Genomic DNA, 20,168 nt, shown 5'->3' with positions numbered 1-20,168 from the left:
CCGGGGGTCTCGGGCGCCTGCCCGGGTTCCGCTGGTCTACGAGGCGGTCGCGGGCTCCGCGCGGCCGTCCACCCGGCGCGGCAGCCCCGCCGGGTTGTCGTCGCGCAGCTCCCGCGGGAGCAGCGCGGCGGGCGTGGACTGGTAGGTGACGGGCCGCAGCCAGCGCTCGATCGCCGTGGCGCCGACGGAGGTCGACGTGGAGGTGGACGCCGGGTAGGGACCGCCGTGCTGCTGCGCGGGGGCGACGGCGACGCCGGTGGGCCAGCCGTTGACGAGGACGCGCCCGGCGAGCGGCGTCAGGTCGGCGAGCAGCCGCGCGGCGCCGGAGTCCGCGTCCTCGGCCTCGCCGTCGGCGAGGTGCAGCGTGGCGGTGAGGTTGCCGGGGAGGCGGCCGAGGACGGCACCGATCTCGGCGTCGGAGCCGTAGCGGGCGACGACCGTCACCGGGCCGAAGCACTCCTCCAGGAGCAGATCGTGCGGCCCGTCGGCGGCCAGGCGCCGCGCCGGTACGGTCAGATAGCCCGCGCTGACGGTGTGGTCGCCGCCGGCGCCGGGGGTGATCGGGGATGCCACGTCGGGCAGTTCGGCCCGCTCGCGTACGCCCGCGACGAACGCGTCCCGCATCCGGTGGTCGAGCATCACGCCGGGCTCGGTCTCGCTGACTGCCGTCGTGAGCGACTTGAGCAGACTGTCGCCCGCGTCGCCCTCCGGGACCAGCACGAAGCCGGGCTTGGTGCAGAACTGGCCCTCGCCGAGCGTCATCGACCCGGCCAGTCCGGCGCCGAGCTGCTCGGGGCGCTCGGCCGCCGCCGCCTCGGTGATCACGACGGGGTTGAGCGAGCCGAGTTCGCCGTGGAAGGGGATCGGGGTGGGCCGGGCCGCCGCCGCGTCGAAGAGGGCCCGTCCGCCGCGTACCGAACCGGTGAAGCCGGCCCCGGCGACCAGCGGGTGCTTCACCAGCTCCACACCGGCCTCGAAGCCGTGGACCAGGACCACCACGTCCTCGGGCAGGCCGACCTGCGCCGCCGCCCTGCGCAGGGTGGCGGCGCAGATCTCGGAGGTGGCGGGGTGGTCGGGGTGCGCCTTGACGACCACCGGGCAGCCTGCCGCGAGCGCGCTCGCGGTGTCGCCGCCGGGGACGGAGAAGGCGAACGGGAAGTTGCTGGCCGAGTAGACGGCGACGACGCCGAGCGGCACCTTCCAGCGCCGCAGGTCGGGCCAGGGCGGCGTACGGTCGCCGTCGGCGTGGTCGATCCGTATGTCGAGGAACGCGCCCTCGTCGACGACATCCGCGAAGGCCCTCAACTGGGCGGTCGTACGCGCGAGTTCACCGGTGAGCCGGACCGGTCCCAGCGCGGTCTCGGCGTCCGCCGCCTCGATGGCGTACGCCCCCGACTCGTCGAGGAGATCCGCCGCCGTACGCAGAAGCGCCGCACGCGCGGTACGGTCGGCGAGCGCGGGCCGGGCGGCGTGCGCGCGGCCCACAGCGCGGTCGACCTCCTCGGCCGTGGCCTCGACCGCGACCTGCTCACGCGGCTTCCCGGTTCGGGGGTCGACACTCCAGACTGGTACTGCTGCCACCGCGGCTTCCTTCCAATTCCTGTGTCGTCCACTGTCATCACCGAGGCGCTGTTCGGTATTCTGAACAAAGTTCCTGATGATGAATCCAAGGGGACTCTATTTCTGTGCGTTCTGTGTGGTCAAGAGTGGTCAAGATAGGGGCGAGGGACAATGTCGGCTGCGGAAACGGGTGGAGCACAAGTCAAGTCCGCTGTACGGACGGTGGAATTGCTGGAGTACTTCGCCGGCCGCCCCGGGATGCACTCCCTCGCTTCGGTGCAGGAAGCGGTCGGCTACCCGAAGTCCAGTCTCTACATGCTGCTGCGGACCCTGGTGGAGCTGGGCTGGGTGGAGACCGACGCGACGGGCACGCGGTACGGCATCGGCGTCCGGGCCCTGCTCGTCGGCACGTCGTACATCGACGGTGACGAGGTGGTGGCCGCCGCCCGCCCCACCCTGGACCGGCTCTCCGACGACACGACGGAGACGATCCACCTGGCGCGGCTCGACGGCACGAGCGTCGTCTATCTCGCCACCCGCCAGTCGCAGCACTATCTGCGGCCCTTCACCCGCGTCGGCCGCCGGCTGCCCGCGCACTCCACCTCGCTCGGCAAGGCGCTGCTCGCGACACACAGCGACGAGCAGGTCCGAAAGATGCTGCCGGAGACGATGTCGGCACTGACCGAGCACACGATCACCGACCGCGAGAAGCTCATCGAGGAGCTGAACACGATCCGCGAGCAGGGGTACGCCGTGGACCGTGAGGAGAACACCCTCGGGCTGCGCTGCTTCGGCATCGCGATCCCGTACCGGACCCCCGCGCGGGACGCGATCAGCTGCTCGGTGCCGGTGGCGCGGCTCACGCCCGCGCACGAGCAGATGATCAAGGACGCGCTGTTCGACGCGCGCGACCGGCTGACGCTGGCCACCCGCAGGCTCTGACCGCGCACTTCGGTACGGCCGGTCTCCCCCGTGCGGCGGAGGGGGATCGTCGCCGAGCGGGAGGTGCTTCGGACCGGGGGCCGGAAGCGTGGGGGGCATGAAGGCCCGACTCCCCACGGATCCCGGCCGGCGGGCCGCCGGGCCGGCGGTGCTGACCTACGCTGTGCCGATGGTCGCCGGGTTCCCGCCGCTCAGCGGTTTCGTGTCCGTCCCGCGGCGCCGCGCGGCATGAAGGCGCTGATCCGGCGGTCGGCCGCGGCACTCCTGCGCCCCCTCGTCGGCGGACGGGCGCGGCTGCGCTGGACGCATCTGATCCTCGGCGGCGCGCTGCTGATGCCGTATTGGCTGCTCGGCACCGTGATCGTCGGCCCGCTCCTCGACGCCGACGCGATGTTCTCCAACTCCCTCGGGCTCCAGTTCGGCGCGTACGCGGCCGCTCTGCCGCTCGCCGCGGCGAGCGCGCTGTTCCCTGTCGTACGGCCGCTGTCGGTGGCGGCGGCGCGGGCGCTGTGCGGGATCGCGGAGGGCTCGCTGGCCGATGGACCCGCCCGCTCGCGCGCGGCCAGGGCGCGTACGGCCGGCTGGTTCACCCTGCATGTCGGGCTCGGCGGGATCATCAGCGGTATGTCGCTGGCGCTGCCGCCGTTCGCGGTGGCACTGATGGTGCTGCCGCTGTCGTCGGAGCTGCGGGAGTCCCGGCTGGGGATGCCCCGTGTCTTCGGCCACGGCTGGGTCGTCCCTCTCGCGCCGCTCGCCGGGATTCTGTCGCTCGTCGCGCTGGCCGCGTGCGCGGCGGCCTCGGCCGCGCTGCTGGCCCGCCTGGCGCCCGTGCTGCTCGGGCCCACGCCGTCCGACCGGCTGGCCGCCGCGGAACGCCGCGCGGCGGATCTCGCCGTACGCAACAGGCTCGCCCGCGAGTTGCACGACTCGGTCGGCCACGCGCTGAGCGCGGTGACCCTCCAGGCGGGCGCGGCGCGCCGGATCCTGGACAGCGACGCGCCGAAGGACATGGAGTTCGTACGGGAGGCGCTGACCGCGATCGAGGAGACCACCCGGCGCACGGTGGGTGAACTGGACTCCGTGCTGGGCCTGTTGCGCCAGGACGACGATCCGGACGCGGACGGGGGCGCCGCGTCGGGGCCGACGCTCGACGCGCTGGAGGGACTGCTGGCCCGCTGCGGCGTGCCCGTCACCCTGACCGTCGCGGGCGACCGCGGCACGGCGGCGGTGCCCGAGCCGGTGTCGCGCGAGGCGTACCGCATCGTCCAGGAAGGGCTGAGCAACGCCCTGCGGCACGGCGGGGCCGCGCCCGTCACGCTCCATGTCGCCCTGAGCACCGAGAAGTTGGAGATATCGATGGAGAATCCGCTGCCGGGCGCCGCACCGGCGCCGGTCGGACAGGCCGCCCCGGAGCCCGTCGTACAGCCCGTCGTACAGCCGGTCGTCGTACGGCCCGGGGGCGGGCGCGGACTGCGCGGCGTCGCCGAGCGCGCCACACTGCTCGGCGGGCACGCGGAGGCAGGGCCGGACGGCCCGCTGTGGCGGCTGGCCGTCACCCTCCCACTGCCCGCCGACGGCGGCTCCCTGAGGACCCGCCGGTGAACGGGATCCGGGTGGTGCTCGCCGACGACGAGCGGATGGTCCGTACGGCGCTGCGCGTCATCCTGGAGGCCGAGCCGGACATGTCGGTCGTCGGCGAGGCGGCGACCGGCACGGAGGCGGTCTCCGTCGTGCGCGCGGTCCGCCCGGACGTCGTGCTGATGGACGTCCGGATGCCGGAGATCGACGGCATCCGCGCGACCGAGCGGATCCTGGGCGACGGCGGACCGGGGCCGCGCGTGGTGGTGGTGACGACCTTCGAGAACGACAGCTACGTGTACGACGCGCTGCGCGTCGGCGCCTCCGGATTCCTGCTGAAGCGGGCGGCGGCCGAGGACCTCGTCCAGGCGGTCCGGCTGGTGGCGCGGAGCGATTCGCTGCTCTTCCCGGCCGCGGTGCGGGGGCTGGCGGCGCGGTACGCCCGCGGACAGCCCGCGGCGCCGCCCTGGGCGCGCCGGCTGACGGAGCGCGAGGCGGACGTGCTGCGGCTGATGGCGACGGGGCTGACGAACGCGGAGATCGCCGGACGGCTCGGCGTCGGTCCGGCGACGGTGAAGTCCCATGTGGCGGGGGTGCTCGCGAAGACGGGTGTCAGGGACCGTACGCAGGCGGTGATCGCGGCGTACGAGTCGGGGTTCATCAGCCCTCGGTGACGCCCCCGCCTCCGGTCGCCCCGCCCGGTATGAAGAGTTTCTGAGAAGAGGAGCGGGGCGGAACGCACCGTACGGTCCCGTTCGTCCTCCGTGTGGGATGAACAAGACAATCAGGCGCACCGCGGTCGTCTGTCTGCTCATGGTCCTCGCCCTGCTGGTGCGGGCGACCTGGGTGCAGGCGTACCAGGGCAAGGCCCTCGCGGACAACGAACGCAACCGACGCACGCTCATCGACCAGTACGCCCGGCCGCTGGGCGACATCGTCGTGGCCGGTTCCGCCGTCACGGGCTCCGCCAGGACGTCGGGCAGCGACAACCTGAAGTACAAGCGGACGTACACGGACGGCGAGCTGTACGCGGCGGTCACCGGCTACAGCTCGCAGGCCTACCGCTCCACGCAGCTCGAAGGCATCTACTCGCACGTCCTGGACGGCACGGACCCCCGGCTGAAGAATCCGCTGGACGCGCTCACCGGCAAGCAGACCGCGCCGGGCAGTGTCGTGACGACGATCGACCCGGAGGTCCAGAAGGCCGGTTTCGACGCGCTGGGCGACAAGAAGGGCGCGGCCGTCGCGATCGACCCGGCGACCGGCAAGATCCTCGGGATGGTCAGCACCCCGTCGTACGACCCGTCGACGATCAGCGGCACGACCGACGGCGACGCGTGGAGCCGGCTGAACGCCGACGCTGACAAGCCGATGGTGAACCGAGCGCTGCGGCAGCCGCTGCCGCCCGGTTCGACCTTCAAGCTGGTGGTGGCCGCGGCGGCGCTGGAGGACGGTCTCTACGGATCGGTGGACACCCGGACCCAGAGCCCGGACCCGTTCACCCTGCCCGGCACGAGCACGGTCCTGCGGAACGAGAACACCTCGGCGCCCTGCGAGGACGCGACGATCCGCACGGCGCTCCAGTACTCGTGCAACAACGTCTTCGCGAAGATGGCCGCCGACCTCGGCGAGGACAAGGTGCGCGCGACGGCGTCGAAGCTGGGCTTCGGCGATCCCGAGCAGGACGTGCCGGTGCGGGCCGCCGAGAGCGTCTATCCGTCCGGCATGGACGACGCGCAGACGGCGCTGACGGGCATCGGCCAGTTCGAGGTCACCGCCACGCCGCTCCAGATGGCGATGGTCTCGTCCGCGCTGGCCAACGACGGGATCCTCGAATCGCCGCACATGGTGTCGAAGGTCGTGGACGCGGGCGGCGACACACTCACCTCTTACGAGGACGAGTCGTCGCGCCGGATCGTCTCGTCCTCGACGGCCGAGCAGCTGCGCAGCGCGATGGTGACGGTGGTCGACAGGGGCACCGGCACCAATGCCCGTATCGACGGCGTCGAGGTGGGTGGCAAGACGGGCACGGCCCAGCACGGCGTGGACAACAGCCAGACGCCTTACGCCTGGTTCACCTCGTACGCGAAGGACGCGTCGACGGGCGAGGAGGTGGCGGTGGCCGTCCTGGTCGAGGACTCGGGCGCGGCGCGCTCGGAGGTCAGCGGCAACGGTCTGGCGGCCCCGATCGCCAAGAAGATGATGGAGGCGGCGCTGCGCTGACCCGGTGGCCCCGCCACCGTCCGGGACCCGTGCCAGGATGTGCCGATGGGGTGGGAGAAGAACTGGGCCGTGGGCACCGTCCTTCGGGACCGCAACGCCGGGCTGTATCTGACCGGTGTGGTGGTGTCCGGCTTCGGTACGTCGGCGATGTGGCTGGTCGGCGGGATCTGGGTGAAGTCCCTCACCGGGTCGGACAGTCTGGCGGCCCTGACCGTCTTCGCGATGTGGGCGCCGACGCTGGTGGGGCCCCTGCTGGGAGCCGTCGCCGACCGGTGGCGGCGCCGACCGCTGCTGGTGTTCTGCAACCTGGCCATGGCCGCGCTGCTGCCCCTGCTCCTCGTGGTCGACTCGGCCGGCCGGATCTGGATCCTGTTCGCGGTACTGCTGGTGTACGGCGTCAGCGGTGTGGTGCAGGACGCGGCCGAGGCCGCCCTGGTGGCGACGGCGTTGGACAAGCGGCTGCTCGGTGACTTCAACGGGCTGCGGATGACGGCGAACGAGGGCATGAAGCTCCTCGCGCCGCTCGCGGGCGCCGGGCTGTTCGCGGCGTACGGCGGCGGGAAGGTCGCCCTGCTCGACGCCGCGACGTTCGCCCTGGCCGCGGGGCTCTTCGCGCTGATGCGGGTCCGGGAGGAGAAGCCGGTGCCCCGGCGCACCGGGAGCCGGCTGTCCCGTACGGCGGAGGGCGCCCGGGTGCTTTGGAACTCACCGGTCCTGCGCCCCCTCGTCCTGGCGGGATCGGTGACGATGCTGCTCGCCGGGCTCAACGGCGCCGCGATCTACGCGGTGGTCGACAAGGGCCTCGGACACGCGCCTACGTACGTAGGTCTGCTCTACGCGCTCCAGGGCGTCGGCTCGGTCGCCGTCGGGCTGGTGGCCGGTCCGCTGATGCGCGCGATGCCGGAGCGGCTGTTCGCCGCCGGTGGCATCGCGCTCTTCGCCGTCGCGGTGGGGCTGCGGGCCCTGCCGTACGACGCCGTGGTGCTGGCGAGCGCGGTGGCGGTGGGGATCGGGCTGCCGTGCGTGCTGATCGTCGCGCTGACGGCGGTGCAGCGCGAGACTCCGGAGGCCGTGCTCGGGCGGACGGCCGCCACCGCCAACACCCTGATCTACGTGCCGAACGCGGTGTCCCTCGCGCTCGGCGCGGGACTGATCGCTTTCGTCGACATCACGGTGCTGCTGCCGGTCACCGGGGTGATCGGGCTGCTGGCGGCGGTCGGCCTCGCCTTCTACGGAGGGCTGCCCCGGGGTGGTTCAGCCGAGACGTGAGAGCCCGGCGGTGACGGCGGCGAGATCCGCGTCCGACGCCAGGCCCGCGTGGTAGAGCCGCAGTTCGGTCGCGCCGAGCGCGCGCGCCCGCGCCGCGTCGTCGGCGAGGGTGCCGGGGGACCCGCCCATGCCCGTGACAACGGTGAAGTTGGCGGCCAGCACGGTGGATTCGCGGCGGTGGGCCGCGAACGGTGTCAGCATCGCCTCCGCCGCACCGCCGGTGCACGGCAGGACGACCCCGTCGGCGGCGTCCAGGATGTGAGCCGGGTCGACACCCGCGTTTGCCCCGGTGCGGTGGCTGTGGGGGTCCGCGTGGAGCAGCACCTGGAAGCCGGGGCCGCCGCGCGCTCGTACGGCGGCGACGGTGGTCTCCTGGAGCGTACGGGCCGCGTTGACCCGCCAGTCGAGGGTGGCGGCGGTGAGCTCGGCCCCGAGGAGCTTCTCGATTCCGGGCGGACCCGGCGGGCCGCCGGGCGCCTGTGCCCCGTTCCAGACGGGCTCCAGGGCACGCCTGACGGCGGCGTTCAGCTCGTCGGGGTCCAGGCCCAGGGAGAGATACCCGGCGCGGCAGACCGTACAGAAGCAGAGCGACATCAGATACTGCGCCGCCTCGCCGAGCGGGACGCCGCCGATCTTGTCGTGGGCGTGCAGGTGCGCCAGCCCGTACCAGCCGAGGGATTCCAGTTCGGTGCCTGCCGCGCCGGGCCGTACGGCGGCTTCCGCGGCGAGCGAGAGCACATACGTACGGACGGCGGGTCGCGCGATGCACGGGGCCCAGGGGTAGCGGTCGCCGTAGACGTTGACGACGGAGGTGTCGGGATGCTCGGCGCCGAGGCGGGAGTTGTGCGCGAGGACGACCCAGGTGTGCACGTCGAGTCCGGCGCCGGCGAGCGCCGCCGCGGCCTCGCCGAAGGCGTCGCCGGGGGCCCACTCACCGGCGGCGTACGGGCGCAGCTCGGCGTCCGCCCAGCGGTCCTCGTCGATCGGGTACAGCACGGCGGAGTGCTCGGCGGTGACGACGCGGTGCCGCGGGTGACGCGGTGTCAGGGCGCGCGTGGAGTGGTAGGCGGAGGCGAGCGTGACCTGCCGGACGCCGAGGTCCATGACGCGGGCGGGCGCGTCCGGGTCGCCCAGGACGTCCCAGGGGTAGAGGAAGGCCGAGGTCTTCACGCGCCCTCCCCCGGCTCCTCGTCACGGAGCAGCCCGTAGCCGCGTTCGATGATCTCGGTGAGTTCCTTGATGTGCGCGGGCTGCGGCTCGCTCAGCGGGGTGCGTACCTCACCGACGTCGTAACCGCGCAGTCTGACGCCCGCCTTGACGAGTGAGACGGCGTATCCGCGTCCTTTGGAGCGCAGTTCGACCAGCGGCCGGTAGAAGCCGTCGATGAGGCTGTTCACGGTTGTGTCGTCGGCGGACGTGAGGGCGCGGTGGAACGCGAGGGCGATCTCGGGCGCGAAGGCGAAGACGGCGGAGGAGTAGAGGGTGATGCCGATGCCGCGGTAGGCGAGCCCGGTGAGTTCGGCGGTGGGCAGCCCGTTGAAGTAGAGGAAGTCACGGTCGGGCTCGGCGGTGCGTACGGCGCTGAGGATGCGCTGCATCAGGTCGAGGTCGCCGTGGCCGTCCTTGAGGCCGATGATGCCGTCGACCCTGGCGAGTTCGACGACGGTCTCGGGAGTGAAGACGGCGTTGTCGCGCTGGTAGACGATGATCTCCAGCCCGGTGCCGGCGGCCAGCGCCGAGTAGTGGCGCAGCAGGCCCTCCTGGTCGGCGACGACCAGGTAGGGCGGCATGGCGAGCAGTCCGTCGGCGCCGGCCGCCTCGGCGATCTCGGCGTATCTGACGGCGATCGCCGTACCGTAACCAGCTGCCGCCACGACGGGGACCGCTCCCGCGGTCTCCTCCACGGCCGCCCGCACGCACTCCCCGAACTCCTCGGGGGTGAGCGCGTGGAACTCGCCCGTGCCGCAGCAGGCGAAGACCGCGGCGGCTCCCGCGTCGACGCCGCTTCTGATGTGCGCGCGGAACGCGTCGAGGTCGAGGGCGCCGTCCGGACCGTACGCGGTGACGGGGAAGAACAGCGGCCCGGCGACTCTGTTGAGGCGGGCGGCGAGCGGGGCTGAGGTCACTGGCGCTCCCTGGGCCGTGCGGCGAGCACTCACGCTCGTGCACAATTCTGATCGGCGTCCATATTTCTGAACAGCGCCACGCTAGGGCAGCCGCGTGGCGCCGGTCAAGACGGAAAACCGCAACTCACGAGCGGATCGACCGCCTCCGCGCGACACTTGACGGTGGCTTCGAACGCTCCTTAGCTTGTCCACGCATATGAATCACATCCATGGATCTGACCGATTCTGATCGTTTCACGTCCACCCCCCGTACGTCCGAGGAGATTCACGCCCATGCCTCAACCGCGAACCGTCCTGCTCACCGGCGCCGCGGGCGGCCTCGGCACCCTGATGCGCGGCCTGCTGCCCGCCTACGGTTACGAGCTCCGGCTCTTCGACGCCACTCCCATAGAAGGCGAGCCGGACGCGATCACGGCGGACCTCGGCGACAGGCACGCGCTCCGCGAGGCCGTCCGGGGCGTCGACGCGATCATCCACCTCGCCGGGATCTCGCTGGAGGCGTCGTTCGACAAGATCCTGCGGGCCAACATCGAGGGGACGTACAACCTCTACGAGGCGGCGCGCGAGGAGGGCATCGCACGGGTGGTCTTCGCCTCCAGCAACCACGCCGTCGGGTTCACGCCACGGCCGCAGGGCTCCTACCCGCTCGACTCGGACGCGCTGATCCCGATCGGGACCCCGCGCCGCCCGGACACGTTCTACGGCGTGTCCAAGTGCTTCGGCGAGGATCTGGCGCAGTTCTACTGGGACAAGCACGGGCTGGAGAGCGTCTCCGTACGGATCGGGTCCTGCTTCATGGAGCCGACCTCCGTACGGATGCTGTCGGTCTGGATGAGCCCCGGCGACGGCGCGCGGCTCTTCCACGCCGCGCTCACGGCCGAGGACGTCCAGCACAGCGTCGTCTACGGCTCTTCCGCCAACACACGCCTGTGGTGGGACCTTTCAACCGCGCGGGCGCTGGGGTACGAGCCTCAGGACGACTCCGAGCAGTACGCGGACAAGCTCGTCGCCGAACAGGGTGAGCTGGACCCGGAGAACCCCGACCACGCCCATCTGGGCGGCCACTTCTGCACGCACCCGCCCCAGTGGCCGTACTGACCCGTACGGGTCAGGGGCGCGAGGGTAAGGGAACGGCAAAGAGGAGTCGTTCGTTACGTCTGGCATGACAGCTATGACCCCCGGCTCGAACATCCCCCTCTCCGCCGCCCGCGTGGCGGTGGACGTCGCCGCACCGGTGCGGCTCGACGTATCGGGCCTGCTGCTCACCGCCGACGGCAAGGTGCGCTCCGACGACGACTTCATCTTCTACAACCAGCCGACGGGCCCGGGTGTGACCTACCGGTCCGGCGGCGGTTCGGCTCCGGACGCGATCGTGGTGGACACCTCCGCCGTCCCCGCCGGAATCGAGAAGATCGTCGTCACGGCCAGCCCGGACGCGGCGGGACAGAGCTTCCAGGGCATCGAGCCCACAGCGACCATCCGCAACGCCGACGACGGCAGCGCGCTCGCCACCTTCACCCCGCCGAACCTGGGTTCGGAGACCGCCCTCGTGGTCGTGGAGGTCTACTTGCGCAACGGCGCCTGGAAGGTCCGCGCGGTCGGCCAGGGGTACGCGAACGGGCTGTCGGGCATCGCCACCGACTTCGGCGTCTCGGTGGAGGAGCCCACGGCGCCCGCCGCGGCCGCCCCGCAGGCCCCGCAGGCGCCGGTGACCCCCATGGCCCCGGTGCCGCCCTCCGCGCCCGTACCGCCCCCGGCTCCGTCCCCCACGGCGGCCGACCCCCGGATCGCGGCCCCCGTCGCCCCCTCGGCCCCCGTCCCGCCGTCGGCTCCCCCGGGTCCCGCGCAGGGCACCGGGAAGATCAACCTGGACAAGGGCCGCGTCAGCCTCCAGAAGAACCAGACGGTGTCGCTCGTCAAGGGCGGTGCGCCGCTGCTGACCCAGGTCAAGATGGGGCTCGGCTGGGAGCCCGCCTTCCGCGGCAAGGACATCGACCTCGACGCCTCCGTGATCGCCTACGGCCCCAACCGCAACCACCTGGACAGCTGCTACTTCGGCAAGCTGGCCATCCTGGGCGGCTCGATCAAGCACTCCGGCGACAACCTCACCGGTGAGGGCGCCGGGGACGACGAGACGATCGTGGTCGACCTCGGCCGGCTGCCGGCCGAGGCCACGGGCCTGGTCTTCACGGTCAACTCGTTCACCGGCCAGAAGTTCAACGAGGTCGCGAAGGCCTACTGCCGGCTGCTCGACGCGGCGACCGGCGAGGAGCTCGTCCGCTTCGACCTGACGGGCGCCGAGCCGCAGACCGGGGTGATCATGGCCAAGCTGATCAAGCAGTACTCCGGTGAGTGGGAGATGACAGCCGTCGGCGAGTTCGTGAAGTCCCGTACGGTCCGCGGCATGGTCAAGCCCGCCGCCAGGTCTCTCTGACCACCGCTTGGGACATGCCTGTCCGGGCCGCCGCGGTCACGGGGATCGCGGCGGCCCGGGGGCCTGGGTCTTCAGAGCTTGGTCAGTTTGGAGAAGGGGCTCAGGATTCGACCCTGGCGGCCCGAGAAGTCGATGAGCACGGCGTTCTCACCCTCGACTCCGATGACTCTGCCCAACCCGAACTGGTCGTGGGAGACCCGGTCTCCCACATCGAAATGCTCGGGCGGAGGTGAGGCCGGGCCTTGGCGGTTGAAGGGACTGGACGGCAGGTGGCGCCGGGAACCGGCTGACTTTGTCATTAGTTGGAGTATGCGCCCAACGGCACCCGCCGCGCCATGCCCGACAACCGACGGGCCGCTGGATCACTCGTTCCCCAGTGACCCCACGGCCCTCCCCGGTCCCCCGTTCCCGCACTCAGTCGGCCCACGGCCAGTCGGCGTCCCGGCCCGCCTCCAGCAGCGGAACCATACGGAACGCGGCGTCGGAGAGACCGCCGAACGTGTGCCGGTTCCGCGTACCCGAGGGACCGTGTCCGGCCCGGTGTCCCGCCAGATTCCAGGTGTAGACGGGAACGCGCTCCGGGACCTGCCCGGCCGGGTCGCCGTAGTGGCTGTACGCCGCCTGCTCGTCCGTGACGATCAGCACCCGGTCATGGCCCCGGTAGTGCGACCGGACCGCCTGGGAGGTGTCCGTACCACCCAGGCTGCCGAAGCGCCCGAGGACCTTCAGCACGGACTCGCCGTCGCGGTACCTCACCTTGCCGCTGGTCGAACCGAACTCGACCAGATCGGCGCCGGCCGCTCGCATCGCCACCGCCGTACCGAAGATCGCCGCGGCGTCCGCCCGGTTGAGCTGCGAGCGGTCCGACATCGGCGACCACATCGAGCCGGAGCGGTCGACCAGGATGAGCGTCCGCCCCGGCAGCGCGGGCACATTGGCCAGCGAGTGGCCGAGCGCCCGCTCCAGCGGGTAGGACCAGCGCAGCGACGGCGCGTGCTGGTACGCGGCGAGATAGCGGAACGGGAACTGCCGCGAACGGGCGACCACCGCCGGGTCCGACAGCTCGGCGGCGACCTTCGCCGCGACCTCGTCGCCCACCCCGGCCTCGTCGAAGTTCCGCAGGTTGCGCAGCAGCGCCATCGGTCCCATCGACGGGATGACGGCCTCCCACGCCGCCGCGTCCATCGGACCCTGGAGCCAGCCCGCCAGCATCTCCCAGGTCATGCCCGCCCCGGCCAGCCGCTCGGCGGCGCCGGGAGACGTGATCACCGTGCGCCGCTCGGCGACGGGCAGCGCCATCAGCTCCCGGTGCGCGGTGAGGGTGCGGTTCGACGCGGGCGGAACGGCGGTGTCGGGGTGATGCCGGCGGTCCAGGGCGTAACGGAACAACTCGCCCTGCCATGCCTTCGCCGGGTCGGGAGAGGCGTGCACGAGATTGAGGATGTCCCCGAACCGATAACCCCTGGACGCGGTGTCGTACTTCAACAGCGACTTTCCGCTGTAGAGCCGCCGCACCGCGTCGGCCGTTCCACGCTTGACGGGCTTGGGAATCCGGCGGCCGTAACGGGACGTCCAGTAACCGAGCATTTCACCGGGCTCATCGGCGCGCAGCAGTACGGAATCGATGACCTGACGATTCGACGGGCCGGTGGTGACGTCCAGTTCGAGGCGTGCCCTGACGTATTCGGCGGCGCCGACAATGGCGGCCGTCCGCATGTTGGCGTCACGGCGCAGCCAGCCCAGCAGACCGGCCGTCCACCGCGGGTCGTCGACGGCGAGCTCACGTACGAGGGCCGCGAAGCGGTTGTCACGGTCGTCCCCGGACTCGTAGAACGTCCGCTGGGAGACGAAGTTGGCGACGGCCAGCAGGAACAGCTCGGACCTGGCGTCGCGCGAATGTCCGGTGCCGCCCTGGTGGGTACGGGTGTCAGGGCCGGTCGAACGCACGGGCGACTTGCCGCGGAGCACGGAAAGACGGGTGTTGAAACGTGCCATGGGAATTCCCCCGAATTCGATGAAAGTCCAGAGATCAAGGCCGGCGGAACCGACAAGGTGCTCTGCCGACTGAGCTACACCGGCTCGTGAGCCGATGGCAGGACTCGAACCCGCGACCGCCCCATTAACAGTGGAAGTAGGTCCCGCCTTCGCACCTGGACAGATATGACTTTAGGAGAGCACCCGGTGAGCGGCCACGGGTTTTAGCGCGGCGGCGGGGCCCGGTCCTGGCGCGTGGCGAGGCCGTTCCCGGACAGGAAAAGGGCCCGTACCGCGGGGGATGCCGCAACCTTGGGACGCTCGTCGCGCGTCGCACTGATCGGTCCCGTACGCGGTGGCGGGTCCGGAGGGGGAGCCACAGTGGAAGAACTCGGGGGGTACCGGCTGGTCGCCCTGCTCGGCGAGGGCGGCATGGGCCGGGTCCATCTCGGCAGGGCCCCGTCCGGGCGGCTGGTGGCCGTCAAGACGGTGCACGAACACCTGGCGGCGGACCCGCGGTTCCGGGAACGGTTCCGGCGGGAGGCGGCTGCCGCGCGCTCGGTGGCGGGGCCGTTCACGGCCGCCGTGCTCGCCGCCGATCCGGAGGCCGTACGCCCTTGGCTGGCCACCGAGTTCTGCACGGGTCCCACCCTCACCGGGGCGGTCTCGGCCCTCGGGCCGCCGGCATCCGGCGAACTCGCCGCGCTCGGGGCCGCGCTGGCCGAGGCGATCGCCGCCGTGCACGCTGCGGGCCTCGTCCACCGCGATCTCAAACCGTCGAACATCGTCGTCACGCGCGACGGCCCGATGGTCATCGACTTCGGGATCGCCCGGACCGCCGCGGACGAGAGCCTGACCGGCAGTGGAGAGGTGGTCGGCTCACCCGGCTTCATCGCGCCCGAACTGCTCACGGGGACGGGTGAACCCGGCCCGGCCGTCGACGTGTTCGCGCTCGGGGCACTCCTCGCCTACGCGGCGACCGGTCGTCCGCCGTTCGGCACCGGCCCGGTGCACCAGGTGCTGTACCGGACGATGCACGGCTCCGCGGATCTCGACGGGACGCCGGACAGGACGGGCGGGGGCGGCGCGGCGGGGTGGCGGGAACTGCTCGGGCGCTGTCTGAGCCAGGAGCCCGGCGACCGGCCCACCGTGGCCGAGCTGCTGAGCGTGTGCGCGGCGTGGACCGAGGGCGATCCGTGGTGGGAGCGGGAGGCGGTGTCCGGGCTGATCCGGCGCCGCGAGGAGGAAGTGGCCGCGCTGATCGCGAAGGCGCCGGAGGCGGAAGCGGAGGCCGAAGCCGTAGCGGACCCGGAAGAGTCGCGGGACGAACCGGCGGACGAGCCCGGTGACGGTCCGGCCGACGAACCGCGAGCACCGGCCGCGACCGTCCGGGGCCCGGCTCCCGGGACGACGCTCGCGCCCCGCGCGGGCGCCGACGCGGTCCCGAGCGGGGGCCGGGGCGCGTCACGAAGGCGGTTCCTGCGCTGGGGCGGCGCGGCCCTCGCGGGCGGCTCGGCGATCGGCGCGGTCGCCTGGCTCACCGAACTCACCGGCGACGGCGGCGACAAGGAGGAGGCGGAGTCCGGCCCGTCCGGCTCACCGGGCCCGTACACGCTCGGCCGCGCCCTGTGGACCCGCGACATCGGCGAGGCCACCCCGATGCGGCACGGCGATGCCCTCTACCTGATGTCCAAGGACGCGCTGACCCGCGTCGACCCGCGAACCGGGGCCGTCGCCTGGAGCTACTCGGCCGAGGGCATCTCCCGGGTCGTGCCCGGTGACGAAGTCGTCCATGTGGCGCGCTCCCTCGGCATCCTCATGATCGACATCGCCGCCCTGGACGCGGCGACCGGCGCCGAGAAGTGGTCCGCCACTCCCATGGTGCGCAACCCTCACCGCCCTCCGGAAACGGGTGATTCGGCCACGTCCGACCCGGTCCTCTCGGTCGCCGGCGAACACTGCGCGCTCTCGCTCACCCCGGACGTCCTCTGTGTCGTCACCTACAGCTCGTACGCGACGCTGTGGGCCCGGCGCGTCGCGCGCAAGCGCCCCTGGCGCGCCTACGGTTACGACCCGCTCTCCGGAGCCCCGCTCTGGTTCCACGAGGGCGCGCCGGCGGAGGTGGCGGGACTCTACGAGAAGGACGGCCGGATCGGTGTGGCGGCCGCGAACCCCTTCTCCGCCGAGGTGAGGGAGACGGACGAACCGCTGACCGTGCTGCGCGCCTCCGACGGCACGGTCGACCGCGAGATACCGGGCGGCGCGCGCTATCCGGAGTCACACCTCGGCGCGCGCGGCACCCGCTACTACGCGCGGGCCGGACGGCTGAAGGCCGTCGACCTGGCGACCCGGCGCACCGACTGGTCCCTCGCCCTGGAGGAGGACACCGACGCCACCATCACCCCCACGGCCACCGACGGGCTCGTACACACCGCGGATCACCGCACCTTGAAGGCACTCGACGCGGACACCGGCCGCACCCGCTGGAGCCTCACGGACGTCGGCCGGCTGAAGGGCGGTTCGCCGGCGGTGGCCGACGGGCTGGTCTACGGAATGGGCACGGCGCCGGAAAGCGACGAGGAGATCGGCGACAGCCCGGGGTGGGGGGTGCACGCACGGAACGCGGCGACCGGCGCGCTCGTGTGGGCGGCCGAGACGGGCGAGACGCACACCGTGATCGTCCGGCCGGGCGCCGGGAGCGCCGACGGCGCGGACAGTGAGGGCGCGACCGGCGCCGAGGCCGGGCTCGTGCATGTCGTGTCGGACTCGGGCACCCTGTCCACCTTCGCCGCACCGGAGCCGACATGACCGATCCCCTGCTGCCCGGCGACCCCACCACGCTCGGCTCCGTACGGCTGCTCGGCCGGCTCGGCGCCGGTGGCATGGGCCGGGTCTATCTGGGCCGTACGACCGGAGGCCGGCTGGTCGCGGTCAAGACCGTCCACGCGCACCTCGCGGCCGAGCCGCACTTCCGCGAGCGGTTCCGGCGCGAGGCCGCCGCCGCCCGCGCCGTGACGGGTGCGCACACGGCGGCGGTGCTCGACGCCGATCCCGCGTCCGAAGTGCCGTGGCTGGCCACCGCCTACCTGCCGGGCGTCACACTGCGCCGTGCGGTCGCCGCGGCCGGGCCGCTGGGCGTGACGGTCGTACGGTCGCTGGGCGCGGCGCTCGCCGAGGCGCTGACGAGCATCCACGGCGCGGGACTTGTCCACCGTGATCTGAAGCCGTCCAACGTCCTGGTCACGGCCGAGGGGCCGCGCGTCATCGACTTCGGGATCGCGCGTGCGCTCGGGGACCACGGGATGACGGAGGCCGGGGACATCATCGGGACGCCCGGGTTCATCGCCCCGGAGCAGATCACGGGCAGCTCGCCGGTGACCGTGGCGGCCGACGTCTTCGCGCTGGGCGCGGTCCTCGCCTTCGCCGCCACCGGCCGTAATCCCTTCGGGGACGGAACGGTGGCGATCCTGCTCTACCGGGCCGTGCACGAGGAGCCCGACCTCGACAACGTGCCTCCGGAGCTGCGCGGGCTGGTCGCCGGCTGTCTGGACAAGGAGCCGGGGCAACGGCCCTCGGTCGGCGAGGTGCTGGAGCGGACAGCCGACCCGGAGGCGCCGCTGTGGTGGCGGGAGGAGCCGCTGCGGAGCCTGGTCCGGGGTGAAGACCGCGCCGGCGGCGATCACGGCGACGGCGAGGACCCGCCGCCTGAGGACACAGCCGTGGTTCCCACGAAGCGGGTGACGGCCGCGACGGCCACCCGTCCCGCGGCGCCCCGCCCCGAACGCGCCCCCGGCTCCGGTCCCGGTCCGGACCCCGGTCCCGGTCCGGACCCCGGTCCCGGTCCGGACCCCGACCTCGCCTTCGAGCGGGCGAAGCGCATGCGGCGGCGCGGTCAACTGGCGCGCCGGGGAGTGCTGGTGGCCGGGGCCACCACCCTGACGGGGCTGCTGGGCGTCGCCGTCGTACGCGGCTGGGGAAAGCCCACCTCCGGCAGTCCCACCACCGGCCACGGGGCACAACTCACCCTCAAGAAGGGCTCGGCGACGCCGGGTGCGCTCCGCTGGAGCCTCACCGCCGATCCGGACGGCATCGACGCCCTGCTGCTCTCCGGCAACACCCTGCTGCTGCAAGGGCGCCTCACCGTCACCACGGGTTACGTCCGCGCCTGCGCGGTCTCCGACGGTGCCGGCCGCTGGGAGCTGGAGTCCACGGAGGGCACGCCGACCGCGTGGGGCGTGGCGGACGGGACTCTGGTGGCGCCCGACGTCGGGCTGCCCGTCGTCGCCGTCGGCTCCGGGAGGAAACGCGCCGAGGCCGACCCGATTCGGAGTTCCCGACCGGTCTGGGTCACCGTCGCCGACGGCGCGTCGATCTCGGCGTACGAGGAAGAGACGGACGCCAAGGAGCTGATGGCCGTCGATCTGGCCACCGGCGCGAAACGTTGGGAGCGGGAACTCGGCGGCACGCAGCCACCGGCGGTACTGGGCCGCACGATGCTGCTGGCCGCCACCCTGGGATGGCGGATGGAGGGTGTCGACGCCGCGTCGGGCAGGACGATCTGGACGTACGAGGGGTTGAAGGACGGGAGCGGCCAGACGCTCGCCGCCACCGCGCTGCCCGACGCGGGGAACTTCGCCGTGCTCACCACCGAGGGCAAGCTGCACGTCATCCGCGCGCGCGGCGGAGAACACGTCGCCGTCGCGGCCGGCGCCTACGCCGTGACCGCGGGCGCCACGGCCATCGGCGCGGCGGGCGGCACCGGTCTGCTGGCCACGGCGGGCGAGCTGCACGGCTTCGACCCGGTCAGCGCGAAACGGCGCTGGTCGCGGTCGCGCCCCACGCTCGGCGTCGAGACGAGCTGGCCGCGGCGGACGGGCGGACTGCGCGGCCCGGTCTCGGCGGGCGGTGTGGTGCTGCACTGGTCGAAGGCGGACACCCTTGAGGCCGTCGATCTCGCGTCCGGCGAGGCCCGTTGGACGCGGCGGCTGACGGGGATCGCGAAGGTACCACCGGTCGTCGCGGGCGACACGGTCTACGCGGCGTCGGGCGACACCTGCACCGCGCTGCGCCTCGCCGACGGCGCGCCACGGCGCGCGTGGTCGCTGCCTGACATCATCGACGGGCTCGCGGCCGACGCGTCGGGCTGGTACGGCCGGATCGGCACGTCGGAGGTACGGGCGTACAACGGCGTCACCGACTGACGCCGGGCCACCCCATCCGCCTTCCCGGTCCGCGTCCGTCTCCCAGTCCGTCTCCCCCTCCGAAGGGCCGCTTCATGAACTTCCCCCAGACCGGCCGCCGGGTCCTGGTCACCGGTGCCTCACGAGGGCTCGGCCGCGCCGTCTCCCGCGCCTTCGCCGCCAACGGCGACCGTGTCGCCGTCCACTACGGCACCCGTGAGGACGACGCGCGCCGCACCCTCGACTCCCTCGACGGCACGGGTCACACGCTGCTGGGCGGCGACCTGTCGGACCCCGGGGGCGCCGCGCGGATCGCCGACGCGGCGCACGAGGCGCTGGGCGGCATCGACGTGCTCGTGAACAACGCGGCGGTGAACGAGCGTCATCCGCTCCCCACGACCTCGTACGAGGACTGGGCGGCGAGTTGGCAGCGCCATCTGTCGGTGAACCTGCTCGGTACGGCGCTGCTCAGCCATCGCGCGGCACGGTCCATGATCGACCGGGGCACGGGCGGCCGGATCGTCAACATCGGTTCCCGCGGTGCCTTCCGGGGTGAGCCGGACCATCCCGCCTACGGCGCCACGAAGGCGGGGGTGCACGCGCTGGGCCAGTCACTCGCGGTGTCGCTCGCGCCGTACGGCATCGGCGTCGCCTCCGTCGCACCGGGCTTCTTCGAAACGGAACGGGTCGCCGACCGGCTGACGGGGGCGGAGGGCGAGGCGATCCGGGCACAGAGCCCGTTCGGCCGGGTGGCGAGCCCGGAGGAGATCGCCGCGGCCGTCCTGTGGCTGGCCTCGCCCGAGGCGGAATGGTCGTCGGGAACCGTACTGGACCTCAACGGCGCGTCGTATCTGCGGACTTGAGGAGGTGGTTACGGCTCCG

At 72.6% G+C, this 20,168-nt stretch carries 15 protein-coding genes; 10 read left to right on the top strand and 5 right to left on the bottom strand.

Features of this window, described 5'->3' with window-relative positions; all coding sequences use genetic code 11:
- Positions 1-36: 36 nt before the first annotated feature.
- Complete coding sequence (locus tag IEY79_RS18800; RefSeq protein ID WP_189108674.1) at positions 37-1,581, bottom strand: aldehyde dehydrogenase (NADP(+)); 1,545 nt, start codon at positions 1,579-1,581, stop codon at positions 37-39.
- A gap of 150 nt (positions 1,582-1,731) precedes the next feature.
- Between IEY79_RS18800 and IEY79_RS18795 the strand changes: the two genes are divergently transcribed.
- From IEY79_RS18795 to IEY79_RS18775, 5 genes are all read left to right on the top strand, one after another.
- On the top strand, positions 1,732-2,502 hold the full coding sequence (locus IEY79_RS18795; protein ID WP_189108673.1) for an IclR family transcriptional regulator: 771 nt from the start codon (positions 1,732-1,734) through the stop codon (positions 2,500-2,502).
- Between the two features lie 228 nt (positions 2,503-2,730).
- A complete protein-coding gene (locus IEY79_RS18790) occupies positions 2,731-4,104 on the top strand; it encodes a sensor histidine kinase (protein WP_189108672.1) in 1,374 nt (457 codons plus the stop codon).
- Between the two features lie 35 nt (positions 4,105-4,139).
- Positions 4,140-4,754, top strand: coding sequence for a response regulator (locus IEY79_RS18785; protein ID WP_229700962.1), 615 nt, complete (start codon positions 4,140-4,142; stop codon positions 4,752-4,754).
- A 97-nt stretch (positions 4,755-4,851) separates the two neighbouring features.
- A complete protein-coding gene (locus IEY79_RS18780; protein ID WP_189108671.1) occupies positions 4,852-6,303 on the top strand; it encodes a peptidoglycan D,D-transpeptidase FtsI family protein in 1,452 nt (483 codons plus the stop codon).
- 45 nt (positions 6,304-6,348) lie between these two features.
- Entirely contained in the window at positions 6,349-7,572 is a 1,224-nt protein-coding gene (locus IEY79_RS18775) for an MFS transporter (protein WP_189108670.1), read from the top strand.
- Here IEY79_RS18775 and IEY79_RS18770 read toward each other — a convergent pair.
- The gene (locus tag IEY79_RS18770; RefSeq protein ID WP_189108669.1) at positions 7,558-8,742 is read right to left on the bottom strand and encodes a hypothetical protein; all 1,185 of its coding nucleotides are present in this window, start codon (positions 8,740-8,742) and stop codon (positions 7,558-7,560) included. The genes IEY79_RS18775 and IEY79_RS18770 overlap by 15 nt on opposite strands.
- Complete coding sequence (locus IEY79_RS18765) at positions 8,739-9,698, bottom strand: 5-dehydro-4-deoxyglucarate dehydratase (RefSeq protein ID WP_189108668.1); 960 nt, start codon at positions 9,696-9,698, stop codon at positions 8,739-8,741. The genes IEY79_RS18770 and IEY79_RS18765 overlap by 4 nt, the downstream gene beginning before the upstream one ends.
- 273 nt (positions 9,699-9,971) lie before the next feature.
- Between IEY79_RS18765 and IEY79_RS18760 the strand changes: the two genes are divergently transcribed.
- Positions 9,972-10,796 carry an NAD-dependent epimerase/dehydratase family protein gene (locus IEY79_RS18760; protein ID WP_189108667.1) on the top strand — a complete coding sequence of 275 codons (825 nt, stop codon included), beginning with the start codon at positions 9,972-9,974 and terminating at the stop codon, positions 10,794-10,796.
- Between the two features lie 64 nt (positions 10,797-10,860).
- Positions 10,861-12,132: a TerD family protein gene (locus IEY79_RS18755; protein WP_189108666.1), complete on the top strand. Its 1,272-nt coding sequence runs from the start codon at positions 10,861-10,863 to the stop codon at positions 12,130-12,132.
- Between the two features lie 71 nt (positions 12,133-12,203).
- Here IEY79_RS18755 and IEY79_RS18750 read toward each other — a convergent pair whose 3' ends face one another.
- Together IEY79_RS18750 and IEY79_RS18745 are read right to left on the bottom strand one after the other, a co-directional pair.
- Positions 12,204-12,431: a hypothetical protein gene (locus tag IEY79_RS18750; RefSeq protein WP_037784015.1), complete on the bottom strand. Its 228-nt coding sequence runs from the start codon at positions 12,429-12,431 to the stop codon at positions 12,204-12,206.
- 115 nt (positions 12,432-12,546) lie between these two features.
- A complete protein-coding gene (locus IEY79_RS18745) occupies positions 12,547-14,127 on the bottom strand; it encodes a TROVE domain-containing protein (RefSeq protein WP_189108665.1) in 1,581 nt (526 codons plus the stop codon).
- Between the two features lie 360 nt (positions 14,128-14,487).
- Here IEY79_RS18745 and IEY79_RS18740 point away from each other — a divergent pair, with 360 nt between their 5' ends.
- The 3 genes from IEY79_RS18740 to IEY79_RS18730 all read left to right on the top strand — a co-directional run bounded on the left by IEY79_RS18740 (position 14,488) and on the right by IEY79_RS18730 (position 20,149).
- Positions 14,488-16,914 carry a serine/threonine-protein kinase gene (locus IEY79_RS18740; protein WP_189108664.1) on the top strand — a complete coding sequence of 809 codons (2,427 nt, stop codon included), beginning with the start codon at positions 14,488-14,490 and terminating at the stop codon, positions 16,912-16,914.
- A complete protein-coding gene (locus tag IEY79_RS18735; protein WP_189108663.1) occupies positions 16,911-19,307 on the top strand; it encodes a serine/threonine-protein kinase in 2,397 nt (798 codons plus the stop codon). Before IEY79_RS18740 ends, IEY79_RS18735 begins: the two co-directional genes overlap by 4 nt.
- Before the next feature lie 74 nt (positions 19,308-19,381).
- Positions 19,382-20,149, top strand: coding sequence for an SDR family NAD(P)-dependent oxidoreductase (locus IEY79_RS18730; RefSeq protein ID WP_189108662.1), 768 nt, complete (start codon positions 19,382-19,384; stop codon positions 20,147-20,149).
- Positions 20,150-20,168 lie beyond the last annotated feature (19 nt).

This window comes from Streptomyces camponoticapitis (assembly GCF_014646115.1).
GTDB classification, from domain to species: Bacteria; Actinomycetota; Actinomycetes; order Streptomycetales; family Streptomycetaceae; genus Streptomyces; species Streptomyces camponoticapitis.
Note: the sequence above shows the minus strand (reverse complement) of the source record. Positions and strands in the feature narration are given on the sequence as shown.

What these genes read in the sequence shown, in the direction of transcription:
- IEY79_RS18775 (WP_189108670.1), top strand. Translation starts at nt 6,349, where the DNA reads ATGGGGTGGGAGAAGAACTGGGCCGTGGGCACCGTCCTTCGGGACCGC.
- IEY79_RS18745 (WP_189108665.1), bottom strand. Translation starts at nt 14,127, where the DNA reads ATGGCACGTTTCAACACCCGTCTTTCCGTGCTCCGCGGCAAGTCGCCC.
- IEY79_RS18750 (WP_037784015.1), bottom strand. Translation starts at nt 12,431, where the DNA reads ATGACAAAGTCAGCCGGTTCCCGGCGCCACCTGCCGTCCAGTCCCTTC.
- IEY79_RS18785 (WP_229700962.1), top strand. Translation starts at nt 4,140, where the DNA reads ATGGTCCGTACGGCGCTGCGCGTCATCCTGGAGGCCGAGCCGGACATG.
- IEY79_RS18760 (WP_189108667.1), top strand. Translation starts at nt 9,972, where the DNA reads ATGCCTCAACCGCGAACCGTCCTGCTCACCGGCGCCGCGGGCGGCCTC.
- IEY79_RS18780 (WP_189108671.1), top strand. Translation starts at nt 4,852, where the DNA reads ATGAACAAGACAATCAGGCGCACCGCGGTCGTCTGTCTGCTCATGGTC.
- IEY79_RS18790 (WP_189108672.1), top strand. Translation starts at nt 2,731, where the DNA reads ATGAAGGCGCTGATCCGGCGGTCGGCCGCGGCACTCCTGCGCCCCCTC.
- IEY79_RS18730 (WP_189108662.1), top strand. Translation starts at nt 19,382, where the DNA reads ATGAACTTCCCCCAGACCGGCCGCCGGGTCCTGGTCACCGGTGCCTCA.
- IEY79_RS18735 (WP_189108663.1), top strand. Translation starts at nt 16,911, where the DNA reads ATGACCGATCCCCTGCTGCCCGGCGACCCCACCACGCTCGGCTCCGTA.
- IEY79_RS18795 (WP_189108673.1), top strand. Translation starts at nt 1,732, where the DNA reads ATGTCGGCTGCGGAAACGGGTGGAGCACAAGTCAAGTCCGCTGTACGG.
- IEY79_RS18755 (WP_189108666.1), top strand. Translation starts at nt 10,861, where the DNA reads ATGACAGCTATGACCCCCGGCTCGAACATCCCCCTCTCCGCCGCCCGC.